15 protein-coding genes are annotated in these 23,771 nt (G+C 64.9%); 10 read left to right on the forward strand and 5 right to left on the reverse strand.

Features of this window, described 5'->3' with window-relative positions; genetic code table 11:
* Complete coding sequence (locus tag I7X43_RS02715; protein ID WP_198099352.1) at window positions 1-1,995, reverse strand: putative bifunctional diguanylate cyclase/phosphodiesterase; 1,995 nt, start codon at window positions 1,993-1,995, stop codon at window positions 1-3.
* A gap of 82 nt (window positions 1,996-2,077) precedes the next feature.
* Window positions 2,078-4,012, reverse strand: a complete 1,935-nt coding sequence (locus I7X43_RS02720) for a hypothetical protein (protein ID WP_198099353.1) — start codon at window positions 4,010-4,012, stop codon at window positions 2,078-2,080.
* A gap of 31 nt (window positions 4,013-4,043) precedes the next feature.
* Here I7X43_RS02720 and uvrA point away from each other — a divergent pair, with 31 nt between their 5' ends.
* The 3 genes from uvrA to I7X43_RS02735 are packed head-to-tail and all read left to right on the forward strand — an operon-like array spanning window position 4,044 to window position 8,396.
* Entirely contained in the window at window positions 4,044-6,959 is a 2,916-nt protein-coding gene (gene uvrA, locus I7X43_RS02725; RefSeq protein WP_198099781.1) for an excinuclease ABC subunit UvrA, read from the forward strand.
* A 46-nt stretch (window positions 6,960-7,005) separates the two neighbouring features.
* A complete protein-coding gene (gene pyrE / locus I7X43_RS02730) occupies window positions 7,006-7,662 on the forward strand; it encodes an orotate phosphoribosyltransferase (protein WP_198099354.1) in 657 nt (218 codons plus the stop codon).
* A 5-nt stretch (window positions 7,663-7,667) separates the two neighbouring features.
* Window positions 7,668-8,396 carry a DUF4124 domain-containing protein gene (locus I7X43_RS02735; protein WP_198099355.1) on the forward strand — a complete coding sequence of 243 codons (729 nt, stop codon included), beginning with the start codon at window positions 7,668-7,670 and terminating at the stop codon, window positions 8,394-8,396.
* Between the two features lie 6 nt (window positions 8,397-8,402).
* Here I7X43_RS02735 and dnaA read toward each other — a convergent pair whose 3' ends face one another.
* On the reverse strand, window positions 8,403-9,890 hold the full coding sequence (gene dnaA / locus I7X43_RS02740) for a chromosomal replication initiator protein DnaA (RefSeq protein WP_198099356.1): 1,488 nt from the start codon (window positions 9,888-9,890) through the stop codon (window positions 8,403-8,405).
* A gap of 344 nt (window positions 9,891-10,234) precedes the next feature.
* Between dnaA and rpmH the strand changes: the two genes are divergently transcribed.
* The 6 genes from rpmH to I7X43_RS02770 all read left to right on the forward strand — a co-directional run bounded on the left by rpmH (window position 10,235) and on the right by I7X43_RS02770 (window position 19,054).
* Complete coding sequence (gene rpmH / locus I7X43_RS02745; protein ID WP_198099357.1) at window positions 10,235-10,369, forward strand: 50S ribosomal protein L34; 135 nt, start codon at window positions 10,235-10,237, stop codon at window positions 10,367-10,369.
* 44 nt (window positions 10,370-10,413) lie between these two features.
* Window positions 10,414-10,911 carry a ribonuclease P protein component gene (locus I7X43_RS02750; RefSeq protein ID WP_198099358.1) on the forward strand — a complete coding sequence of 166 codons (498 nt, stop codon included), beginning with the start codon at window positions 10,414-10,416 and terminating at the stop codon, window positions 10,909-10,911.
* On the forward strand, window positions 10,908-11,207 hold the full coding sequence (gene yidD / locus I7X43_RS02755; RefSeq protein WP_198099359.1) for a membrane protein insertion efficiency factor YidD: 300 nt from the start codon (window positions 10,908-10,910) through the stop codon (window positions 11,205-11,207). The genes I7X43_RS02750 and yidD overlap by 4 nt, the downstream gene beginning before the upstream one ends.
* Window positions 11,204-12,847 carry a membrane protein insertase YidC gene (yidC, locus tag I7X43_RS02760; protein ID WP_198099360.1) on the forward strand — a complete coding sequence of 548 codons (1,644 nt, stop codon included), beginning with the start codon at window positions 11,204-11,206 and terminating at the stop codon, window positions 12,845-12,847. Before yidD ends, yidC begins: the two co-directional genes overlap by 4 nt.
* 54 nt (window positions 12,848-12,901) lie before the next feature.
* Window positions 12,902-14,284: a tRNA uridine-5-carboxymethylaminomethyl(34) synthesis GTPase MnmE gene (mnmE, locus tag I7X43_RS02765; RefSeq protein ID WP_198099361.1), complete on the forward strand. Its 1,383-nt coding sequence runs from the start codon at window positions 12,902-12,904 to the stop codon at window positions 14,282-14,284.
* 84 nt (window positions 14,285-14,368) lie between these two features.
* Window positions 14,369-19,054 carry a PAS-domain containing protein gene (locus I7X43_RS02770; RefSeq protein WP_198099362.1) on the forward strand — a complete coding sequence of 1,562 codons (4,686 nt, stop codon included), beginning with the start codon at window positions 14,369-14,371 and terminating at the stop codon, window positions 19,052-19,054.
* 13 nt (window positions 19,055-19,067) lie between these two features.
* Here the strand turns inward: I7X43_RS02770 and I7X43_RS02775 are convergent, their stop codons facing one another.
* Window positions 19,068-21,053, reverse strand: a complete 1,986-nt coding sequence (locus I7X43_RS02775) for a cation:proton antiporter (RefSeq protein WP_198099363.1) — start codon at window positions 21,051-21,053, stop codon at window positions 19,068-19,070.
* Window positions 21,054-21,093: 40 nt separating this feature from the next.
* A complete protein-coding gene (locus I7X43_RS02780; RefSeq protein ID WP_310737507.1) occupies window positions 21,094-22,215 on the reverse strand; it encodes a PilT/PilU family type 4a pilus ATPase in 1,122 nt (373 codons plus the stop codon).
* Between the two features lie 204 nt (window positions 22,216-22,419).
* On the opposite strand from I7X43_RS02780, the gene I7X43_RS02785 reads away from it, so the two are divergent.
* Complete coding sequence (locus I7X43_RS02785) at window positions 22,420-23,691, forward strand: Glu/Leu/Phe/Val family dehydrogenase (RefSeq protein ID WP_198099364.1); 1,272 nt, start codon at window positions 22,420-22,422, stop codon at window positions 23,689-23,691.
* The last annotated feature ends 80 nt before the right edge of the window (window positions 23,692-23,771 follow it).

Below are 23,771 nucleotides of genomic sequence, written 5' to 3' on the forward strand. Positions count from 1 at the left end.
TTAGGGCCAGGTGCGCAGCAAGCCGCCGATCTGCTCGGGCGGCATGGGCTTGGCGTGCAAGTACCCCTGCTGCTGCACACATTTGGCCTGCAGCAAGAAGTCTCGCTGCGCCTCGGTTTCCACCCCCTCGGCCACCACATCAATGTCCAACGCCTCGGCCAAACCGAGCACCGCTTTGACCAGCACGCAGTCGTCGGGATCGTCCGGCAAATCACGCACAAAGCTGCGGTCGATCTTGAGCCGGCGGGGCCGCAACACCTTCAGATAGGCCAGGGACGAGTACCCCGTGCCGAAATCGTCCACCGCCAGCGAAACCCCCAACCCTCGCAGCGCCTGAATGGTCTTCAGCGACGCCTCCGTGTCGGTCATCACCGTACTTTCGGTGAGCTCAATGGTGAGCTCGCCTTTGCCCACGCCATAGGCTTGGATCAGCTCCGTGAGTTGATCAATCAGCGCACTGTCTTTGAAATTGATGGCCGACAGGTTGACGGCGATGGAGCCCGGGTGGCGGCCCAGCGTCTTCCAACGGGCCAACTGCTGGCATGCCGCCTCCAGCGTCCACAGGCCGATCTCGCGGATCAACCCGCTGTCCTCAGCCACGGGAATAAACGAGCCCGGATACTGCAGACCCCGCTGCGGGTGCTGCCAGCGCACCAGCGACTCGACCGAGGCAACCGCGCCGGTGCGTCCGTCGACGATGGGCTGATAGTGCAACACCAACTGGCCACTGCGGATGGCTTCCACCAACTCGCGCTCCATTTCCAAGCGCGCCGCCAGTTCCACGTCCATGTCCGCTTGGTAAAAGCTGTAGCTGGCGCGCCCGGTCTGCTTGGCCCGGTACATCGCCATATCGGCATGGCGAACCAGTTCGTCAAAATTCTCCCCGTCCTCAGGGAACAAGGCGATGCCCACACTGGCGGACACGGCGGCCAACTGGCCTTCCGCGACCTCCTGTCCTTCAGACAGTGAGGCCAACAGACGCTGCGCGACGAGTTGGACCGATTCCACAGACGACGCCTCGCGAAGCAGCAGCAGGAATTCGTCACCACTGATTCGGCAGACCAAATCCGAGCCCCGAACCGCGGCACGCAGCCGCTCGCTCACCGCAAGCAAGAGCCGGTCGCCAGCCGCGTGGCCCAGCGTGTCGTTGATGTTTTTGAAGCGATCCAGATCCACAAACAGCAGGGCCAACCGCTGCTGATTGCGTCGAGCAAAGGCCGCTTCGTGGGTGAAAACCTCTCGGAACAGCGTGCGGTTGGGCAGCTGGGTCAGATGGTCGTACATCGCCATTTGGCGCAACTGCGTGTTCTTGGCCTCCATGTCGGCCAAAAGCCCATCGATCTGCTGCCCCGCGTGGTTCAGGTGCTCCCCCAATTCCCCCAGCTCGTCGCCACGGTGCCAGTCCACCACCAGGTGGGGTTCGCGCGAAGCGATGGCACTGGCATGGCGCTTGAGCGCTTCAATGGGCCGAACCAAGCGCCAGTACAGCACCAGCAGGATGACCGCGCCGCCCAACACGACCTGCAGCCCGACGATGAAGGCGATTTGCTGCTGCCGCTCGCGCAGCAAGCGATCCGTTTCGCCGTCGTCAAAGTCAACGGTCAGCGTGCCCAGCGCCACCCCCTCGCGCTTGATCGGGACCGACATCTGCCGCATGTGTTTGCCGTCGTCACACTCCGTGCTCTTGTCCGCCCGCCGCACGGGTTTGGCCCCCGGACGGTCTTCCAGCATCGTGACCGCGCAGACGCTCTCATCCGACAACAGCTGATCCAGGGCGCGTTCTGTCGCCTGCGGGTCCAACACCCACAGCGGGTCGATCAAAGAAATCACCCCGAGGTTCAACACCGCGCGCCGCTGACCATCCAAGATCGGCTCCACGCTCCGCCGCACGATGGTGTCGGAAAACATCAGTACCAGGATCGCAGGCGTGGCGATGCCCACCGCCACGGCGATCAAGATCAGCTGTCGAAGTGAAAGCGAATATCGCTTGAGCATGCGGTCATTCCGCTCCAGGGCGAATCACCATCTGATTCTGCGTCAAGTGGGGACCCGCGCACTGCGGGTCCACCCCAGGGGGTCAGTGCAACGCCGGTCGGCGCAGCCGCTCCACTTGCAGCTCATCTTCCCGGGCCCGCTGCGCCGCGCTCATCACCCCCATGCTGGGTCCGCTCAGCACCAAATTGGCCCCCCAACTCTGCCCCGCTCGCATGGGAAGAGGCGTGGCCAGCCGGTCGATGTCCGCCTGGGTGATCCAGGGCATGATGTCATCCAGCACCAACTTCAACCGGGGGCGAATGCTGGCCTCCCCAATACGACCCCGTTGACCCCAGGTCACGATGAGGTCGGCTGAGGACATGCCGTCGCGGAACTTGTTCGTGATGGCCACATCCCGCAGCACCCCGTAGCGCAATTGCATCAAGGCCTCTTCAACCAGCATGGCCGCATCCTCGCGCGGCACGGTCTGGCCCGGAGCCAGCGAGTAGCTGTAATCCGACGTCACGCGATCCGCAGCAAAAAGGGCCGCCACGTCACCCGGTGTCATCGCGTTTTGTTGCGCGGTAGCCGTAACACCGTAAAAGAGCACCCGCCCCAAGTCCACCATGACCTGCGAGAAGAAGGGCAACTGCGCTTGCAACTTGACGGACGCAGTCTGACTGGTCACCGCTTGGTAGACCAGCAAGCTGCTGTCCAGACTGGTGTGCGTTCGCGGCGGTAAGAAGTCGCCCGCATGGGCCAACTCGTGGTACATCAGCCGCGAGAGGTCGTAGCGCATTTCCTCCAGCGGGCGGCTGCCCCGGGCACTGATCGGGCGGGAGGGCGTCGGGTAATCGTTGTTCAGGACATAGCGCCACGGCACGGTGTACTGCAGGTTGGGGCCATTGGCAGCCCGCGGATCCGCCGCTTCGCTCAGCGTATCCCGCTGCTCGGGCGTCATCCACAAATAGGCAGCATCGATGTAAATCGCGCCCGTGGCACTCCAGTAAAACGAAGGCCGCACGCGGTTGCCCAGCACCACCGCCGTGGTGGAGGCCAACATGCGCCGCACATCCCCTTGCGGGTCTTGCTCCCGCAAAAAGCGCTCAAACACCTGGCCCATCCAATCATGGGACACCAACACCCGCTGCATCACCTGCTCAATCGTGGGGACTGCCCCCGCCTGGCCGAGCAGCGGCAAGTCGCGCAGGGCACACAGGTTGTTGGGGTTGGCGCTGAGGCTGGGGTTGTAGATGCACCGCGAGAGCGCCGCCGCATGGGGCCCGCTTTCAAGGTACGGGACCACGCGCGAAGACGGGGTCCCGGTATCAAACAAGGGCGCGGCCGCCCGGTTGGGCTGGGGCTGAACCAGCATGCGGAAGTCATCACTGACCTCTGCTCCGCTGGCGAGCTTGATGGTGGCACGCAGCACCAGCAGGGAGTCCTGTGCCACTTCCGGAGCTTTCAAGACCACACGCACCAGATCATTGCCGGTGGACAGGTCCACCGTGGGACCACTGACCTGACTCCACCGAATCGTGCTGCCGGCGAGTTCGCTGCTGGTGTACCCCTGCGCCCACGCCCGCACCGAAAACTGCACGCCGGACCACACGCTCGGGTCACCCCGCGTCAACACCCCGCGCGGCAGGTCATTTGGCGCGATCGCAAGCGTGGTCGTCCCCGTTCGAACCGTTCCATCGGGCGTGCGGAATCGGACCTGCAGGCCCACGCTGCCCGCGGTCGTCGGCGTCACACTGAGCGACTGCGAACGGGACGAAATCAAATCCAGCGTCGCTCCAGCGGTCTGCGTCCACTGGATTTGATCCAGAACCGCCCCGCAGGACACCAAGTGAACTTCCGTGCTGCGGCCCACCACCAGCGGTTCGGCATCCCACCGCGCCTGCACGGTGCCATCACAGCTGCTGCCCACGGTGGGCGGCGGCGGCGGAGGTGGGGCGGGTGGGGTGCTGCTCCCCCCGCCCCCGCAGGCCACCAGAGCCAAAACCGTTGCGCTGCCCCACAAACCACGCTTGCCCATGCAAGTCTCCCGCATTGCTCAGCCCTCTATGATGCCCGGTTCTCGGGAGAGCACGGCGATGACCAGCGATTCGGCTTGGATCCGCGTGCGCGGCGCGCGCACTCACAACCTCAAGGCCATCGATGTGGACCTGCCCAAAAACAGCTTGGTGGTCATCACCGGGCTGTCGGGTTCAGGCAAGTCCAGCCTCGCCTTTGACACGCTCTATGCAGAAGGGCAGCGGCGCTACGTCGAGTCCCTGTCTGCTTACGCCCGCCAGTTCCTGCAGTTGATGGACAAGCCCGAGGTCGATGTGATCGAGGGTCTCTCGCCCGCCATTGCCATCGAGCAAAAGGCGACCAGCCACAACCCGCGATCCACCGTGGGCACGGTCACCGAGATCCATGACCATTTGCGGTTGCTGTTCGCACGGGCAGGCACCCCGTATTGCCCCGATCACGGGTTGGCGCTGGAGGCCCAGCCCATCAGTCAAATGGTCGACACCTTGCTGACCCGCCCCCAAGGCAGCAAGTTCATGCTGATGGCACCGCTGGCGCGGGAAAAGAAGGGGGAGTTCGCACAAGACTTGCAAGGCCTCGTGGCGCAAGGCTTTGTGCGCTTTCGGATCGATGGGCAGGTGCTGGAATCAACCGAATTGCCCGCACTCAAAAAGACCGAGAAGCACGACATCGACGTCGTGGTGGATCGGGTCAAGCTCCCAGCCGAACCCGGTAGCCTGCGTCAGCGTTTGGCCGAAAGCTTTGAAACCGCCCTGCGCCTGGCCGACGGGCGGGCGCTGGCGTTGGACATGGACTCGGGCGAAGAGTTGCTGTTTTCCAGCAAATTCGCCTGTCCGGTGTGCAGTTATGCGCTGGCCGAGTTGGAGCCCCGCCTGTTTAGCTTCAATTCGCCTGTGGGCGCCTGCCCGGCGTGCGAAGGCATCGGCCATGTTTTGGGCTTCGACGCCGCACGGGTCGTGGCCTTTCCCTCGCTCAGTTTGGCCAGCGGCGCCATCAAAGGGTGGGATCGACGCAACCCCTACACGTTCGGTCTGCTGGAGGGCGTGGCCCAGCACTACGGTTTTGACATTGAGACCGCCTTTGAGGACTTGGCGCCCGATCATCGAGCCGTGCTGCTCCACGGCTCCGGGGATCAAGACATTGAGTTCAGCTACGTCAGTGAATCGGCCACGGGGCGCAAACGCACCGTCAAGCGCAGCCATCCATTCGAAGGCATCTTGACCAACCTGCAACGTCGCTACAAAGAGACCGACAGCACAGCCGTTCGCGAAGACTTGGCTCGCTACCAATGCGCCCAGCCCTGTCCCGATTGCCGGGGGACGCGACTGCGTCGAGAAGCCCGCAACGTCCACTTGCACTGCGCCGACCGCCCCGAGGACAAAGGGCTCACGATTACAGAAATCGAACGCCTCACCCTGGCGGATGCGCAGACCTACATCGAGGGCCTGCGCCTGAAGGGGGCCAAGGCGGAGATTGGCGCCAAAGTACTGCGGGAAATTCACTCCCGCTTGCGTTTCTTGAATGATGTGGGCTTGTCGTACTTGAATTTGGAGCGCAGCGCCGAAACACTGTCCGGCGGCGAAGCCCAACGCATCCGCCTCGCGTCCCAAATTGGCTCGGGGCTAACGGGCGTGATGTATGTGCTGGATGAGCCCAGCATCGGCCTGCATCAGCGCGACAACGACCGCCTCATTGCGACGCTCAAGCGCCTGCGCGACTTGGGCAACACGGTGATCGTCGTGGAGCATGACGAAGACGCCATCCTGGCTGCTGACCACGTGCTCGATTTGGGACCCGGCGCAGGGGTCCATGGTGGTCGCGTGCTGGCTCAGGGCTCGCCCGCCGTCGTAGCCGCCCATCCGGACTCGGTCACGGGGCAGTTTCTCAGCGGAGCACGCCGCATTGCCGTGCCCAAAGAGCGCCGACCCTTCGGCCCCGACAAACTGGTGGTGAACAACGCCCGTGGCAACAATTTGCAGGGCGTGACCGCCGAATTCCCAGTCGGCCTGCTGACTTGTGTGACCGGTGTCTCCGGCTCCGGCAAAAGCACCTTGGTGAATGACACGCTGTATGCCGCCGTCGCCAAAAAGCTGTATGGGGCGCACGCCGAGCCCGCCCCCTTTGATTTGCTCGAAGGGATGGAGTTGTTCGACAAGGTCATCAACGTCGATCAAAGCCCCATCGGCCGGACCCCACGCAGCAATCCGGCCACCTACACCGGCCTGTTCACGCCCATGCGTGAACTCTTCGCCGAAGTGCCCACCGCCCGCGAGCGCGGCTACGGGGCGGGGCGCTTCAGCTTCAACGTAGCGGGCGGGCGGTGCGAGAGTTGCCAAGGTGATGGGGTGCTGAAGGTCGAGATGCACTTTCTACCCGACGTGTACGTGCCCTGCGACGCCTGCCAGGGCCGCCGCTACAACCGCGAAACGTTGGAGGTGCTCTACAAAGGGCTCTCGATTGCCGACGTCCTCGAATTGACCGTCGAGGCCGCCCTGCACCACTTCCAAGCGGTGCCGGCCTTGGCACGCAAGCTCCAAACCTTGATGGATGTGGGCTTGGGCTACGTCAAGTTGGGCCAAAGCGCCACCACACTGTCAGGCGGTGAAGCCCAAAGGGTGAAGTTGGCTCTCGAACTGTCCAAGCGCGACACGGGCCGCACCTTGTACATCCTGGACGAGCCCACCACCGGCCTGCACTTTGCCGACATTGAATTGCTGCTCAAGGTGTTGCACCAATTGCGCGACGCCGGCAACACCATCGTGGTGATTGAGCACAATTTGGACGTCATCAAGACGGCCGACTGGATCATCGACATGGGCCCCGAAGGCGGGGCCGGCGGCGGCCGGATGCTGGTTTGCGGGCCGCCCGAAACCGTGGCCCTGCATCCCGACAGTCACACGGGGCGGTATTTGGCACGCTTGCTGCCCGGGGCTGCAGGCCCCGGGTGAGCCCCTCATTGATGCCGCTTTGACCCTGCCTAGAATCGTTCACGCCATGACCACCACCTCCGCACAACAATTTGTTGCCTTTGCCGTCGAAGCCGGTGTGCTCCGTTTTGGCGAATTCAAGACCAAAGCCGGGCGTCTGAGCCCCTATTTTTTCAACGCAGGCCTGTTTGACGACGGGGCCAAGCTTGGCCGCCTGGCCGCGGCCTATGCCCAGCGCCTGCTGCCCCATGTGGACGAGTTCGATGTGATCTTCGGACCGGCCTACAAGGGCATCACCTTGGCGGCCGCGGTGGCCATGGAACTGGCGCGCCTGGGTCACAACAAGCCCTTTGCCTACAACCGCAAGGAAGCCAAGGACCACGGCGAAGGCGGCACCTTGGTGGGCGCCCCGTTGCGAGGGCGGGTCCTGATCATTGACGACGTCATCAGCGCCGGCACCTCGGTGCGCGAGTCCATTGCATTGATTGAAACGGCCGGCGCAACCCCCGCGGCCGTCGTGATTGCGCTGGACCGCCAAGAGAAGGCGGCTGAGAACGGCGTCGATCTGCCCCACTCGGCCGTGCAATGGGTTCAGCGCGAACTCGGTCTGCCCGTCTGGGCCATCGCCGGCTTGTCGGATCTGCTCGGGTTCTTGCAGAGCAGCGGGGACTGGGCGGAACATGCCACGCAGGTGGCGGCCTACCGAGCGCGCTACGGAGTGTGACCGCCGTGATCCGCCGCCTCGCATGGATGTGGAAGGCTTCGCTGGCACTGACCGCGATCAGCACGGCGGCCTGGGGCCAAAGCGCGAGCCCAACGCCTGCGGGGCCCAAGATTTACAGCTGTGTCACCGCGGACGGGCGGCGCCTGACCTCAGACCGCCCCATCCCCGAGTGCCAAGGCCGCGAACAGACCCTGCACCGCAGCGACGGCACCGTGCGCGCCAAAGTGGCCCCGGCCAAGTCACCGGAAGAAAAAGCGGCGGATGAAGTTCTGCAGCGCGAACTCTTGGCCAAGAAGGCCGCGTTGGACGACGCCATTCGTCACGACCGAAACCTGATGGCCCGTTTCAAGAATCGCGCAGCCCACGATCTGGCGCGGGCCGCCGCGCTGGATGACTTGGACGCCGCCACCGGTGTGACCCAGCGACGCCTGGCCTCGCTGGCCAAAGAGCGCAAAGGTCTGGATGACGAGGCCGAGTTCTACAAGAAAAAGACCTTGCCCCCCAAACTGAAGCAAGCGCTCGACGCCAATGACGCCGCCACGGAGGCCCAGAAGCTCTTCTTGGAACAGCAGTCGGCCGAACGGGGGCGCGTGAACCGGCGGTACGACCTGGAGTTGACGCGCTTGCAAAAGCTGTGGGCCGGCGCCCCCCCGGGCTCACTGGGCCCTCCGCCCAGTGCTCACGAATCAGAACCGCCGCCCTCGGCCGCCAGCGTGTCGGGGGCCCGGCGCTAGGTCGGATCAACCCTTGAGCGTTTGCTCCAACACGTGGAGCTGCTGGTTCAGCTCGGTGTCCTTCTGGCGTTCGCCGCCAATCTTGCGCACGGCATGCAGGACCGTGGTGTGGTCCCGTCCCCCAAAGAGGTCGCCAATCTCCGGCAGGCTCTTCTGGGTCAGCTCCTTGGCCAAGTACATCGCAATCTGACGCGGCCGGGCAATCGAGGCCGGGCGCTTCTTGGAGTACATGTCCGCGACCTTGATCTTGTAGAAGTCGGCCACGGTCTTCTGGATGTTCTCGACCCCGATCTGGCGGTTCTGGATCGACAGCAAATCCTTCAGCGCCTCGCGCGCCAACTGGATGTTGATGTCTTTACCACTGAAGCGCGAATAGGCCAGCACCTTGCGCAGCGCTCCTTCCAGTTCTCGCACGTTTGCCCGCACATTCTTGGCGACGAAGAACGCCACGTCTTCCGGCATGGGCGTGCCTTCTTGCTCCGCCTTGCGCATCAAGATGGCCACACGCATTTCCAACTCGGGCGGCTCAATCGCCACGGTCAGACCCGAGTCAAAGCGGGAGGTCAAGCGCTCGTCAATGTCCACCAGCCCCTTGGGGTAGGTGTCCGAGGTCATGATGATGTGGGCCTTCTTGGCCAGCAGCGCCTCGAAAGCGTTGAAAAACTCTTCCTGGGTGCGCTCCTTGCCTGCAAAGAACTGCACGTCGTCGATCAGCAGCAGGTCCAGCGAGTGGTATTTGGCTTTGAGCTCATCAAAGGTCTTGCGCTGATAGTTTTTCACCACGTCGGTGATGAACTGCTCCGCGTGCAAGTAGAGCACCCGCGCGTCCGGTTTGTCCTGCAAAAGCTGATTGCCCACCGCATTCATCAAATGGGTCTTCCCCAGACCCACACCGCCATAGATGAAGAGCGGGTTGTACATCGCCCCCGGAGCGCCCGCGACATGCAGGGCCGCCGTGCGGGCCATCTGGTTGGCCCGGCCGGGGACCAAGGTGTCAAACGTCAAGGCGGGGTTCAGACGATTGGACGCCGCCGTCGCAGCGCCGCCCGCCCAGGTTCCGGTGGGCACCGCTTTGACGCCCGTGGGCGTGACCGTTACGGCAGCCGGCACGGGCACTCCCACCGCTCCAGGCACCGGCGGGCGAGTAATGGGGGTGTCACGCACCAGCACCACATGCAAGTCCAATCGCACCGGCTCAGCGGCCAGTTCACCGGCCAAGGATTCAATTCGGTGGGCGTACTGCGCCCGAATCCAGTCCAACTTGAATCGATTGGGCACCGCCAGGCGCAATTTCAGGCCGGCGTCCTCGCGCACCGCCACCGCGGGTGTTAACGGACGAATCCAGGTGTTGAACTGCTGCTCGGGCAGTTCAGTGGCCAAACGTTCACAGACCTGCGGCCACAACGTCGATGACGCGCCGCTCTCCCCTGCAGACCTTGGCGGCAACGAAGCCGCAGCCGAACCCAGCGGGATCGGCGATTCTTGAACGGACATTGTGGACAAGTCTCTTTTTACGAGCCTGGATTTTAGGCCTTGGGACCCAATCGGCAAGTGTTATCCACAAATTTACAGGCAAACCCAAACAGCCACCCCTGGGCCCGGCCCCAGCACAAGACTTGACTGGCAGTTCAAATCTTGGTGTAATCCCAGGCTTTTCGTCGGCTCCACACGCGACCGATTAGCCTGCGCACCTTCTGAAATCCGGACGGATCCTTGCGCAAGCTGATCGACCGCCTTGCCGGGCGCCAGAGAGTTCTGGCCCACCCCGAGCCGCCCCCAAACCCGTCGTCCGTGCCCTGTTTTCAGCGTGCAGACCACGACGCAGAAGGTGATTCACCATGAAACGCACTTATCAAGGCTCCAAAGTCCGTCGCGCCCGTACGCATGGCTTCTTGGTGCGCATGAAGTCCCGCGGCGGTCGCGCCGTGCTGAACGCGCGCCGCGCCAAAGGCCGCAAGCGTCTGGCCGTCTAATCCCGTCCACACTGGATCCAGCGGCCAACGCCGCTGAATCACCCATGGACGCCCGCTTGGGCCGCCTGCAACGAGCGGTCGATTTCGAGCGCGTGCTGCAACAGCGCAGCCGCGCTCGTTCGCATTGGTTCGCGCTCCATCATTGCCTGGGGCGCCCCACCGCACCCGGCCCCCGCAACTTATCCACAGATTGCGCCCAGGATTCACACAGGGTTGTGGATGAGTCCACGGGCACGACGCACTGGTTGGGCTTTGTGATCCCCAAACGGCTGGCCCGACGGGCGGTTACCCGCAATCTGATTCGTCGGATGGGGCGGCAGGACTTCGCACACTGGCTGGCGCCCCCCCCCCCTGCGGAGCCGGGCGCCGACCCGCTTCCCCATGGGCTCTGGGTGTTGCGTCTGAAGGCGCCCATCGACCGCCAACAGTTTGTCAGCGCCGACTCCCAGGCGTTGCGCCAGGCGCTGCACGCCGACTTGCTATCGTTGTGGCGCCGCGCGCAGACAGGCCGTCGCGCGCAGCCGTCAGAGAGCCCGTCATGACCCCCGGCAGCTGGCTGAAACAAGGGCTGCGCGCCTTGGTGCGCGGCTATCAGTTGCTGTTTAGCCACTGGGTGAATGCGGGCTGCCGTTACCACCCGAGCTGTTCGCATTACGCCCTCGAGGCCCTGGACCGCCACGGCGGGCTGGCTGGCACTTATCTGGCCACCCGGCGCATCTTGCGCTGCCATCCCTTTTGCTTGGGCGGGCACGACCCCGTCCCGGACCAGGCGCCTCGCCTGTTCAGCCGCCTCGGCAAGCCGACTTCTTCCACGCTTTCCTCTCCCCCCTCACCATGACCGACATTCGCCGCACCGTGCTTTGGGTGGTGTTCACCTTCTCCCTGCTTCTGCTGTGGGATGCTTGGCAACGCCACAACGGACGCCCCTCGATGTTTGGGGGGGCTGTGGCCACGTCGGCCGCCCCGGCCTCGGCCCCGCCCAACCACCCAGCGACCCATCCGGCAGCAGGCCCCGGAGCTTCTGTCGCGCCCGCCCCCACGGCCCCCGTCGCCGGCGACATCGTGACCATCGAGACCGACCGGGTTCGCGCCCAGTTCGACACCTTGGGTGGCAGCTTGGTGCAGGTGGAGTTGCTCGGGCACGCCGATGACAGCGCCGAGCGTGCGCCCATGAAGGTGCTGGAACGCAGCCGCCACTACGCCGCCCAGACCGGCCTGGTGGAAGTGGCCGGCGCGCCGAACCACACGACAGCCCTGCGTTTGGTCTCCACCGAGCGCAAGCTGGCCGAGGGGGCGCAGCAACTGAACCTGCGTTTTGAGTCCGAGCCCCAGGGTGGTCTCAAACTGGTCAAGACCTACACGCTGGAACGCGGCAGCTATGCCATCAAGGTTCGGCACGAAGTTCAAAACGTCAGCGAAACGGCCCTGCAACCCCGTCTCTACCTGCAATTGCAGCGCGATGGCAGCAAGTTCGACGGCGGCGTGGCCCAGTCCTTTGGCGCAGCCACCTTCACCGGCCCAGCGATTTACCACGACAAGATTAAGTACACCAAGGTCGAGTTCGGCGACCTGGACAAGAAGGCCTTCGACGGCGAGCGCCAAGCCCAAGACGGCTGGGTGGCCATGGCCCAGCACTTCTTCGTCAGCGCCTGGCTGCGTGAAACCGCGGGGCCGCGGGAATTCTTCGCGCGTCGCATTGCCCCCGGGCTGTACACGGTGGGCATGCTGGTGCCCCTGAACCAAATCGCACCGGGTGCCACCGCGGTGGCCGATGACGTGCTCTTCGTCGGCCCGCAAGAAGAAAAGAACCTGGCGCAATTGGCCCACGGTTTTGATCTGGTCAAGGACTACGGCTGGTTCCACATCCTGGCCAAGCCCCTGTTCTGGCTGCTCGACCAAATCCACAAGATGGTGGGCAACTGGGGCTGGGCCATCGTGCTGCTGGTGGTGCTGCTGAAGATCGCCTTCTACGGCCTGAACGCCAGCGCTTACAAGAGCATGGCCAAGATGAAGAAGGTCAACCCGCGCATCATGGAACTGCGCGAGCGCCTCAAAGACAACCCGCAGCAAATGCAACAGGAAATGATGCGCCTCTACAAAGAGGAGAAGGTCAACCCGCTGGGCAGCTGCCTGCCCATGCTGCTGCAGATCCCCTTCTTCATCGCGCTGTACTGGGTGTTGCTCTCCAGCGTGGAAATGCGCCACGCGCCCTGGCTGGGCTGGATCACCGACCTCTCCGCCAAGGACCCCTGGTATGTGCTGCCCGCCCTGATGACGGCCTCCAGCCTGCTCCAGGTGTGGCTGCAACCGGCGCCCCCGGACCCCATGCAGGCCAAGCTGATGTGGATCATGCCGCTGATGTTCAGCTTCATGTTCTTCTTCTTCCCGGCTGGCTTGGTGCTGTACTGGTTGGTCAACAACCTGCTGTCCATCGCCCAGCAATGGATGATCAACAAACAGCTCGGCGTGACCCACTGAGTCGGACCTGACCCCACAACGCCGCACCCTGTGCGGCGTTTGTCCATTCGAACCATGCTCGCGCGCCACCAGGACCCCATCGCCGCCATTGCCACCGCCCCCGGACGCGGCGCCGTGGGCATCGTGCGCGTGTCCTCCCGCACGCCGCTGGATGCGCTGATGGCCGCTCTGTACGGCCAGGCTCTGACCCCCCGCCATGCGCATTACCTGGCGCTGCGGGCCGCCGATGGCACGCCCATCGACCACGGCCTGGCCCTGCACTTCCCCGCCCCCCACAGCTACACCGGCGAACACGTGCTGGAGTTGCAGGCGCACGGCGGCCCCGTGGTGATGCAGTTGCTGCTGGCGCGTTGCTTGGAGGCGCTGCCTGGCTGCCGCTTGGCCGAGCCGGGCGAATTCACCCAGCGGGCGTTTCTGAACGGCAAGCTCGACCTGGCCCAGGCCGAGGCCGTGGCCGACCTCATCGACGCCAGCACCGAGACCGCGGCCCGCAGTGCCGCGCGGGCGCTAGACGGCGCCCTCTCACGCGAGGTTGGGGCGCTCAGCGACGCCCTGATTCATTTGCGCATGTTCGTCGAAGCCACGTTGGATTTCCCCGAAGAAGAGGACGTGGAATTTGTTCAGCAGGCCGACGTGCTCGGGCAGCTGGGCGGCTTGCAGGAGCGGGTACAGCGCATCTTGGCGCGTACACGTCAAGGGGCGCTGCTGCGCGATGGGTTGCGCGTGGTGTTGGCCGGTCAACCCAACGTGGGCAAGAGCTCCCTGCTGAACGCCTTGGCGGGCGCCGAGTTGGCCATCGTCACCCCGATTGCTGGCACCACGCGCGACCGGGTCAGTGAGCAGATTCAGATCGAAGGTGTGCCCCTGCACATCATCGACACCGCGGGGCTGCGCGAGTCCACCGACGAGGTGGAGCGCATCGGCGTGGCCCGGAGTTGGGAGTCCATCGCCGAGGCTGACGTGGTGCTCTTCCTGCACGACCTTACCCGGCTGGAGGACGCCGAGTACCAGCGCGAGGACGAGCGCATCCGTGCACAGTTGGCCGCGCACGATGACGCCGACCACCTGGCGGCTCGCCTGCTGCATGTCTACAACAAGGCCGATGCGGGCGCGAACGCCCCATCGAGCGGCCTGGCCTTGTCCGCCAAAACCGGCGAGGGGCTGGAGCGGCTGCGCGCTGAGCTGCTGCAGCGCGCGGGCTGGCAATCCGTGCCCGAGGGGCTGTTCATCGCACGGGAACGGCATGTGCAGGCCCTGCGCCACGCCCTGCAACACCTGGAGTCCGCGCTCGAACAGATCCGCATCCCAACCCCCGCGCTGGATCTCGTGGCCGAGGAGCTGCGACTGGCCCATGAGGCCCTGGGCGCCATCACCGGTCAGTTCACCGCCGACGATTTGCTGGGCGAGATCTTCAGCCGCTTTTGCATCGGCAAATAAGCAGCGAACTCACCGCACCGACCTGCGGGTTTTTCCGTGCTTTCGCCGTGACCCGCACAGGACGGCTTCGGTGAAGATGAGGTGGTGAAACTCTCCCGCGCACTCAAGGGCTGGCTGTGGCCGGTTGCGGTTGCAACCGGTGGCGTGGCCGTGGCCATTGCCGGAGCGCTGTGGCTGCAGCATCAGGTGGAAACGAACGCTGGCCAAGACTTTCAGCGCAGCGTGGACCGCGTCAGCGAGGATGTGCTGAACCGACTGCAAAGGCCGCTGTATGGGCTCAAAGGCATGCGGGCCTTGTTCAGTACGCCGCTGCCCATTTCGCAGGACGCCTTTCAGGCGTTCTGGGCTGCCCGCAACCTGAAAGAGGAATTTCCCGGGGTGCGGGGCATGAGCTTTGTCGAAGCGGTCCCCCAAGGGGAACAGGACCGCTATGTGGCCGCCATTCGCGAGACGGAGGCGCCCTTTTTCACCATTCAGCCGACCAAGGACGGCGAGGTGCTGCCCCAGGCCAACGACCCCGCCTACGTGGTGCGGTACATCGCCCCGATCTCAGAGAACCTGGCCGCGGTGGGGCTGAACATTGGGTCGGAGCGCCGCCGCCGTGAGGCCATTGAGCGGGCCATTCAAACCGGCGAACCGGTACTGACCGAGGCCATTGCACTGGCGCAGGACCGCACGCCACGCCGGGGGGCCTTGTTGCTGGTTCCGATGTACACCCCGGGTTTTGAGCACGAACCGCCCATGCGACGACCGCTGCGCGGTTTGGCCTCTGCCCCCATCGTGTACGGCGACGTACTGGCCGACATCACCGAAGTCCGGACGGGTTTGTTGTCCATCTCCGTCCACGACAGCACGGGCGAGGAAGCCGCCGTGGGCGCTGCCGTGTTCAGCGATCAGGTGGCGGCCCCAGCCGGCTGGCAGCCCCGGCACCAGGTCGAACAACTGCTCTACCTGCCGGGACGCAAGCTCTGGCTGGTCGCCCGCAGCACGCCCGAGTTCGAGGCTGCGCAAGTTAGCCCGGCGCCGTGGCTCTTCTTGGCGGGAACGGCCTTCGTCAGCCTCTTGCTGGGCGTCATCTTGCGCCTACAAATTCGCAGCCGCCAGCAGGCTGAGCGTTTGGCCCAGTCCATGACCGTGGACTTGGAGCGCCTGGCCTTGGTCGCCAGCCGAACCACCAATGCCGTTCACATCACCGACGCCCAGCGGCGCATCCTCTGGGTCAACCAGGGCTTTGAACGGTTGACGGGGTTTTCGGCGGCGGAAACCGTGGGGCGCACCGCCCGCGAGCTGCTGCGCACGCACACCGACAGCCCCTTGGGCCTGCAACGCTTGGACGAGGCCCTGCGCACCGGTCAAAGCTACCGTGGGGAGTTGCGCATCTTCCGAAAGGATGGCGAAGAGGTATGGGTGGGCGTCGACATCCAGGCTTTGCACGACGAGAAAGGTCGATTGCGGGGGTTCACCACCGTTCAAAACGACATCAACGCGCTCAAACGCGTGGAGCACGCCCTGGAGCGCGAACGGCACAGCTTGGCCAACATCCTGGAGGGCACCAGCGCCGGCACCTGGGAGTGGAACATCCAAACGGGAGCCGTCCGCTTCAACGAACGGTGGGCCAACATGCTGGGGTACAGCTTGGCCGAATTGGAGCCACTCAGCATTCAAACCTGGCGCCGCCTGGTTCACCCCGACGACCTGCGCGAGGCCGAAATCCGCTTGCGCGCGCACTTCGAGGGTCGCAGCGACAGCTTTGACTGCGAACTGCGCATGCAGCACCAAAAGGGTAGCTGGGTTTGGGTGTTGTCGCGGGGCAAATTGTTCAGCCGCACCGCCGATCACGCACCCGAATGGATGGCCGGTACGCACCAAGACATCACCGCACAGCATGCCCTGGCAGCCGAGTTGCGCGGCAAGACCGAGCTGCTGAACACCGTGCTGGAGCACCTGCCGTGCGGTCTGAGCGTGTTTGATGGCCAGCTCGAACTCGTGCTGGGCAATCAGGCCTACCGAGACCTGCTGGAATTTCCCGACCACCTCTTCGACGGCGAACCCATTCCGTTCGAACGCTTCATTCGCTTCAACGCCGAACGCGGGGAGTACGGGCCCGGTGACGTTGACGCCCAGGTGCAGGCCATTGTTGAGCGCGCACGGGGCCCCGCCAGCCCCCACCAGTTTGAGCGGACGCGCCCCAACGGCAAGATCCTGGAAGTTCGGGGCGGCCCGCTGCCGGGCGGCGGCTTCGTCACCACCTACACGGACATCACCAGCCGCCGCCAAGCCGAGAGTGAAGCCCAGCGGGCCGGCGACCTGCTGCGCCACGCCATTGACGCCCTGGACGAAGCCTTTGTGCTCTATGACCCGGACGACCGCCTTGTCTTCTGCAACGAACGCTACCGGCAAACTTACCCAGTCATCGCCGACTTGATTCACCCTGGCGTGGCGTTTGAGTCCTTGGTCCGCGCCGGGGCCGAGCGCGGCGAATACGCCGAGGCGATTGGGCGGGTCGACGCATGGGTGCGCGAACGGGTCACGGCCCACCAGGCGGCCAACAGCACCGTCACCCAGCCCCTCAGTGACGGCCGCTGGCTGCGCATCGTCGAGCGCAAGCTGCCCGATGGACACATCGTGGGCTTTCGCATCGACATCACCGAACTGATGCGAGCCACCGAGGCGGCCCAAGCGGCGTCTCAGGCCAAGAGCCAGTTCGTGGCCAACATGAGCCACGAAATTCGCACCCCGATGAATGCCATTCTGGGGCTGCTGGCCCTGCTGGAACGCACGCCGCTCACACCACGGCAGGTGGACTACACCGGGAAGGCGGCCGGGGCCGCACGCTCACTGCTCGGCCTGCTCAACGACATCCTGGACTTCTCCAAGGCCGAGGCCGGCAAACTCGAACTCGATCCGCAGCCCTTTGCCCTTGAGGAGTTGCTCAAGGAGGTCGGCGTGGTGCTGGCCGCCCAGCTGGGCGCCAAGCCCGTGGAACTGGTGTTTGACGTCGCCCCTGACGTGCCCACCCACTGGGTCGGTGATGCCCTGCGGTTGCGTCAAGTGTTGATCAACTTGGGCAGCAACGCGGTGAAGTTCACGGCCGCGGGCGAGGTGGTGTTGCGGGTCACCTGTCCGCAACACAGCGACAGCCAAGCCCGGTTGCGTGTCGAGGTTCACGACACGGGTGTTGGGATCGCACCGGAACACCATGCCCGCATCTTCAGCGGCTTCAGTCAGGCCGAGGCGTCCATCACCCGGCGATTTGGCGGTACGGGCCTGGGCGTGGCGATCAGCCAGCGCTTGGTCACGCTGATGGCCGGTGAGCTGCAACTGCGCAGCACGCTCGGCGCCGGCAGTTGTTTCTTCTTCGAAGTGCCGCTGCCGCTCAGCCCGGGGCCGACGCGGGCCTTCGCCGCCTCAACGCCCGTCGTTGTGCCCCCTCTGCCCCCGGTGCAGCAGCGGGCCGTTGACCAGGTGCTGGCCCGCTATACCCCGGCGACGGAGCCCCACGCCGCCTCCGCCCCCTGCCTCTTGGACATCGGCAGCGACGAACGCCAAACCCTGGCCGAGGCCCGCGCCCGCGTCGCACAGGGTCACGCTCCCGTGGTCATCTTGTGCTCCAGTGCGCACCGCCTTGCACTGGATGAACAGGTGGCCGAACCCATCCGGCTGCTCACCAAACCCTTCACCCCGGAGCAGTTGGCGCAGGCCTTGTGGGGCGACCACCTGTCGCCCGCCTCGGCCCCCATCGCGGCACCCGGTCGTTTGGGGGGCTTGCGCCTGCTCTTGGTCGAGGACAACCCCGTCAACCAGCAAGTGGCCTTGGAGTTGCTCCGCCTAGAGGGGGCCCAGGTGGAATTGGCCATGCACGGCCTCGAAGCCGTTGAGGCGCTGCGGCGCACGCCCGGAGCGTTCGACGCGGTGCTGATGGATGTGCAAATGCCGGTCATGGACGGTTACACCGCCACGCGAACCATTCGAGAAGCGTTGGGTTTGCGGGACTTGTTCATCTTGGCCATGACCGCCAACGCCTTGCGCAGCGACCGCGAAGCCTGCTTGGCCGCCGGTATGGATGGTCACATCGGCAAGCCCTTTGAAATTGACCAGCTGGTGGCGGCCTTGCGCACGCGGCTGGAACTCCCCGACGCACCGGCGGCCGACCCACCCGCAATGCCCGAGCTCCCCGCCGAATGGGTGCCGCGAGCTCAGGCTTTGGGCCTGGACCTGCGCCTGGCTTGGGCTCGGTTCATGGGCCAAGCCCGGCTGCTGCGCCGCAGCTGCGAGGGCGTGTTGGACAGCCTGGGGGATGTCCTGCACCTGCTGAATGAACCGGACACCGACGCCGACGCCCGACGCCACGCCCTGCACAGCCTCAAAGGCATGGCGGCCACCGTGGGCTTGAGCGCCCTCGCCGACTTGGCCTTTGAGGGCGAGCAGGCGGCCCGAGAGGGCCTTCCCACGCCCCCGGGTTGCGTTCAGGGTTTGGCCCAGCTCCAAGCCCGACTGGATCCAACGCTGCGTGACTTGATGCGGGCGCTGGCACCCGACCAGGACGAAGCGATTGCCTGGAACCGCCAGGGCGTTGAATCCCTGCGTCGCTTGCTGCGCGCCGGTGACCTGGAGGCGTTGGAGGCCCACGCCGAATGGCGCGCCCTGCAGCCCAGTTCGGCCGACGACGTGCTGCACACCTTCGACGAAGCCCTGGCGGAACTCAACCTGTCCCGGGCGGCAGACGCGCTCGATGCCGCCGTGCCGCCGGAACCCGGGGCCCCGGCCTGAGCCCCCCACCGAATCAGCGAATCAGTCGCTCTTCCGCGCGCGCCAGCGCTTCCGCAGTCCCAGACAGCACCAGGGTGTCGCCGCCTTGCAGTTCAGATTGGAGCGGCACAGCCTGCCCGTGGGCGCGGCGCAGGTTCACCAGGGCGACGCCCAAGTCGTCGAGCTGAAGTGCGTCTGGGGATTTGCCCTGCCAAATCGTGGCCTGGGGCAGGCTGAACGAACGCAGGCGCGTTTGCTCGCGTTCTTCCAGTCCGTCGTCATCGGCCCCATGGAAATAGCCCCGCAGCAAGCCGTACCGGGCGTCGCGGGCTTCACGGGTGATGCGCAGCACGCGGCGCATCGGCACACCCACCAAAGCCAAGGCATGGCTGGCCAGCATCAAACTGCCCTCGATGGCCTCAGGCACCACTTCGGTGGCGCCGGCCGCCTTGAGTTTGTCCAGGTCCGCGTCGTCCACGGTGCGCACCACCACAGGCACCTGGGGCGCGTGCTGCCGCACTTGGTGCAGCACCTTGAGGGCCGATGGCGTGTCGTGATAGCTGATCACGACCGCGTTGGCACGGCTCAAGCCCGCCGCCATCAGGGCTTGAAGCCGGGCCGCGTCACCAAACACCACCGACTGGCCGGCTGCGGCCGCTTGGCGAACGCGGTCCGGGTCCAAATCCAACGCCATGTACGGGATGCGCTCGGCCTCCAGCAAGCGGGCCAGGTTTTGTCCGCTGCGGCCATAGCCGCAAATGATGATGTGGGCGTCGGCCTTGAAAGCTTTTTTGGCAATGGTGGTGAGCTGCACCGACTGCAGCAGCCAGTCGCTGCTGGAGAGCTTCATCACGATGCGGTTGCTGTACAGCACGATCAGGGGCGTCAGCAGCATCGACAGCACCATCGCCGCCAGCACGGGGGACTCCCACTGCTTGGCCACCAAACCTTGACTGGCCCCCAAGCCCAAGAGCACGAAACCAAACTCCCCCGCCTGAGCCAAATACAAACCGGTCCGCAGGGAGACGCCCGATGGCGCGCCCAACCCCTTGGCCAGCGCGGCCACCAAGGCGAACTTGATCACCGTCGGCCCCAGCAGCAGCAGGAGCACCAAAGGCCATTGCTGAATCACCAACTGCGCATCCAACTTCATGCCGATGGTGATGAAGAACAGCCCCAGCAAGACGTCATGGAAGGGGCGAATGTCCGTTTCGACTTGGTGCTTGAATTCCGTTTCGGAGATCAGCATGCCGGCCACGAAGGCCCCCAGGGCCAGTGACAGGCCCGCGTGCTCGGTGAGCCAGGCCAAGCCCAGGGTCACCAGCAGCAGGTTCAGGATGAAGAGCTCCTCGCTCTTGCGCCGCGCCACCAGGGTCAACCACCAGCGCATGGCCCGCTGCCCGCCCCAGAACAGCAGACCCAACACCACCACCGCTTTGAGCCCGGCCCAGGCCAGGTCTTGCATCAAGTCACTGGTGCTGGCCCCCAGGGTGGGGATCAGCACCAGCAGCGGCACGACGGCCAAATCTTGAAACAGCAGCACCCCCATCACCCGGCGGCCATGCTCGCTCTCTAGCTCCAGGCGCTCCGCCATCAGTTTGACCACGATGGCGGTCGAGCTCATGGCCATGGCAGCGCCCAAGACCAAGGCGCCCTGCCACCCCAGCTCCCAGTGCACGCCCATGAGATCAAAGGCCCAGTCCAGGATCCAGTTCCCGAGCACCGCGCCCAGCAGCGTCAGCAGCACCTGCAACAGGCCCAGTCCAAACACCACCACGCGCATGGCCCGCAGCTTGGGCAGGTTGAACTCCAAGCCAATGGCGAACATCAGGAAGACGACGCCGAACTCGGCCAGGTAGCGCAGACTGGCCGAGTCCCCCGTCAGCGCCAAGGCATTCGGGCCAATCAGCACGCCCACCACCAGATACCCAAGGATGGGCGGCAGCTTGAGGCTGCGGCAGGCCACCACGCCGAGCACGGCGGCCACCAAATACAAAAGGGCGAGGTCCAGCGAGGTCATGGGCGCCCGATGGTAGAGCAGCGAGGGCGCAACGCGCCGCTCAGCCCATCTGCAATCCGGAGGAGTCGGGCATCAAGCCCTCGGTCAGCCGCAACCGAAGGGACAAGTCCGTGCGCGAGTCGGCGTGATCCAACCCCTGCTGCTGGGTGATCTGGCCCGAGCGGATCAACTCAAACAAGGCTTGATCAAACGTCTGCATCCCCATCTCGTTGCTGTGGGCCATGGCGTCTTTGAGCAGATCAATCTCGCCTTTCAGAATCAGGTCCGACACGTACGGGGACTGCAACAAGATTTCGACCGCCGGCACCCGGTCCCCTGACGCGCCAGGAATTAAGCGTTGGCCAATCACCCCCCGCAAGTTCAGCGACAAGTCCACCAGGGCCTGATGGCGCGCCCCCTCCGGAAAAAAGTTCAGGATGCGGTCGATCGCCTGGTTGGCGTTGTTGGCATGCAGCGTGGACATGCACAGATGCCCGGTCTCCGCATAAGCCAGCGCCTGCCGCATGGTCATGGCGTCGCGGATCTCGCCAATCACGATCACATCCGGTGCCTCGCGCATGGCATGCAGCAGCGCGCTTTCGAACGAGCGGGTATCCAAGCCCACCTCGCGCTGGTCCACGACCGAGGCCTTGTGGGTGTGCACGAATTCGATCGGGTCTTCCACGGTCAAGATATGACCTGACTCCGTGCGGTTGCGGTAGTCCACCAGCGCCGCCAGCGTGGTGGACTTTCCCGAACCCGCCGCCCCCACGACCAGCACCAGCCCGCGCTTGAGCAGGGCCAAGTCCTTCAAATGGGCAGGCAAGTGCAGGGCTTCCAAGCTGGGAATTTCCGCACTGATGTAGCGCACCACCATCGCCACTTCGCCCCGCTGCAGGTAGACGTTGAAGCGAAAGCGCCCCAGGCCTTCGATGTTCGTGGCCAGGTCGCACTCCAGCGTGTCCTCGAACTCGCGGATCTGGGCCTCGCGCATCATCGAGTACGCCAGCGCCTTCGCACTCATGGGAGTCAGCGGGGGCAGCTTCAGGGGCCGAACCACGCCTTGGATCTTCAACGACGGCGGCGCTCCCACCGACAGAAACAAGTCAGACGCCCCCTGCTCCACCATGAAACGCAGGTAGGGGCCCAAATTGCGCGGGTCGCCGAATTCGTGGGCATCCACTGAGAAACCTCTTTTGTCTTTTCTGCAGTTTCGATTGGAGCGCCGATGAACCGGGGGCTGCCTTTCCCCACTTGACGCACATCAAGCGGACAGCGCTCAATGCACCGCCCGCATAAGGGAATGCTCAAGCGGCGTTGCCAAACTTGTCCATACAAGGTTTCTTGCAGTTACCGTTCGCCCCGCTAAAAATTCATCGGAGGCGTCATGCCCAATTTGTCCTTTGTCTCGCCCACGCGCAATTCGCCCTGGGGCACTTACCTCTCCCAAATCGACGCGGTCGAGCCCTACCTGGGCCACCTGAGCCGCTGGGTCGAAACCCTGCGCCGCCCCAAGCGCGCACTGATCGTCGACATCCCCATCGAGCTCGACAACGGCACCGTCGCCCACTACGAGGGCTACCGCGTGCAGCACAGCTTGACGCGCGGCCCCGGCAAGGGCGGCGTGCGTTACCACCCGGACGTCACGCTGGAAGAAGTGATGGCTCTGTCGGCCTGGATGACCATCAAAAACGCCGCGGTCAACCTGCCCTACGGCGGCGCCAAGGGCGGCATCCGCCTGGACCCCAAGACCCTGTCGATGAAAGAACTGGAGAAGGTTACGCGCCGTTACACCAGTGAGATCGGCATCATCATTGGCCCGACCCAGGACATCCCGGCCCCGGACGTCAACACCAACGGCCAAATCATGGCCTGGATGATGGACACCTACTCGATGAACGTCGGCGCCACCGCCACGGGCGTCGTCACCGGCAAGCCCATCCCGCTGGGCGGCTCGCTGGGCCGCGTGGCCGCCACCGGCCGCGGCGTGTTCGTGGTCGGCCGGGAAGCCATGCGCCGTCTGGGCATCGACATGGAAGGCGCGCGCGTCGCCGTCCAGGGCTTTGGCAACGTGGGCTCCATCGCCGCCAAGATGTTCGCCGCCAACGGCGCCAAGATCGTGACCGTGCAAGACCACACCGGCACCATCCACAACGACAACGGCCTGGACATGGCCGACCTGCTGCAGTACGTCGCGCTGCGTGGCGGCGTCGAAGGCTTCAAGGGTGCCGAGACCATCGCCAACGAGAACTTCTGGGACGTCAAGACCGACGTGCTGATCCCGGCCGCGCTGGAAGGCCAGATCACCGACGCCCGCGCCCAGCGCATCTCCACCCGCCTGGTGCTGGAAGGCGCCAACGGCCCGACCACGCCGGACGGTGAGGCCGTGCTGGCTGACCGCGGCATCGTGGTGGTGCCGGACGTGATCGCCAACGCCGGCGGCGTGACGGTCTCGTACTTCGAGTGGGTGCAAGACTTCTCCTCCTTCTTCTGGACCGAGGACGAAATCAACCTGCGCCTGGACAAGATCCTGATCGGAGCCTTCAAAGGCATTTGGGAAACCAGCGAGCAACACAAGATCCCGCTGCGCACCGCCGCCTTTACCGTGGCCTGCACCCGCGTGCTGCAAGCCCGTGAAGAGCGCGGCCTGTACCCCTGACCGCTGGCCCGTCACCCCGCCCGAGCCTCGAGCCTCACGGCTCGCCGCGGTGGCACCCAAGCAAAAGGCCCGCTTCACAG

The organism is Inhella gelatinilytica, from assembly GCF_016093295.1.
GTDB lineage: Bacteria > Pseudomonadota > Gammaproteobacteria > Burkholderiales > Burkholderiaceae_C > Inhella > Inhella gelatinilytica.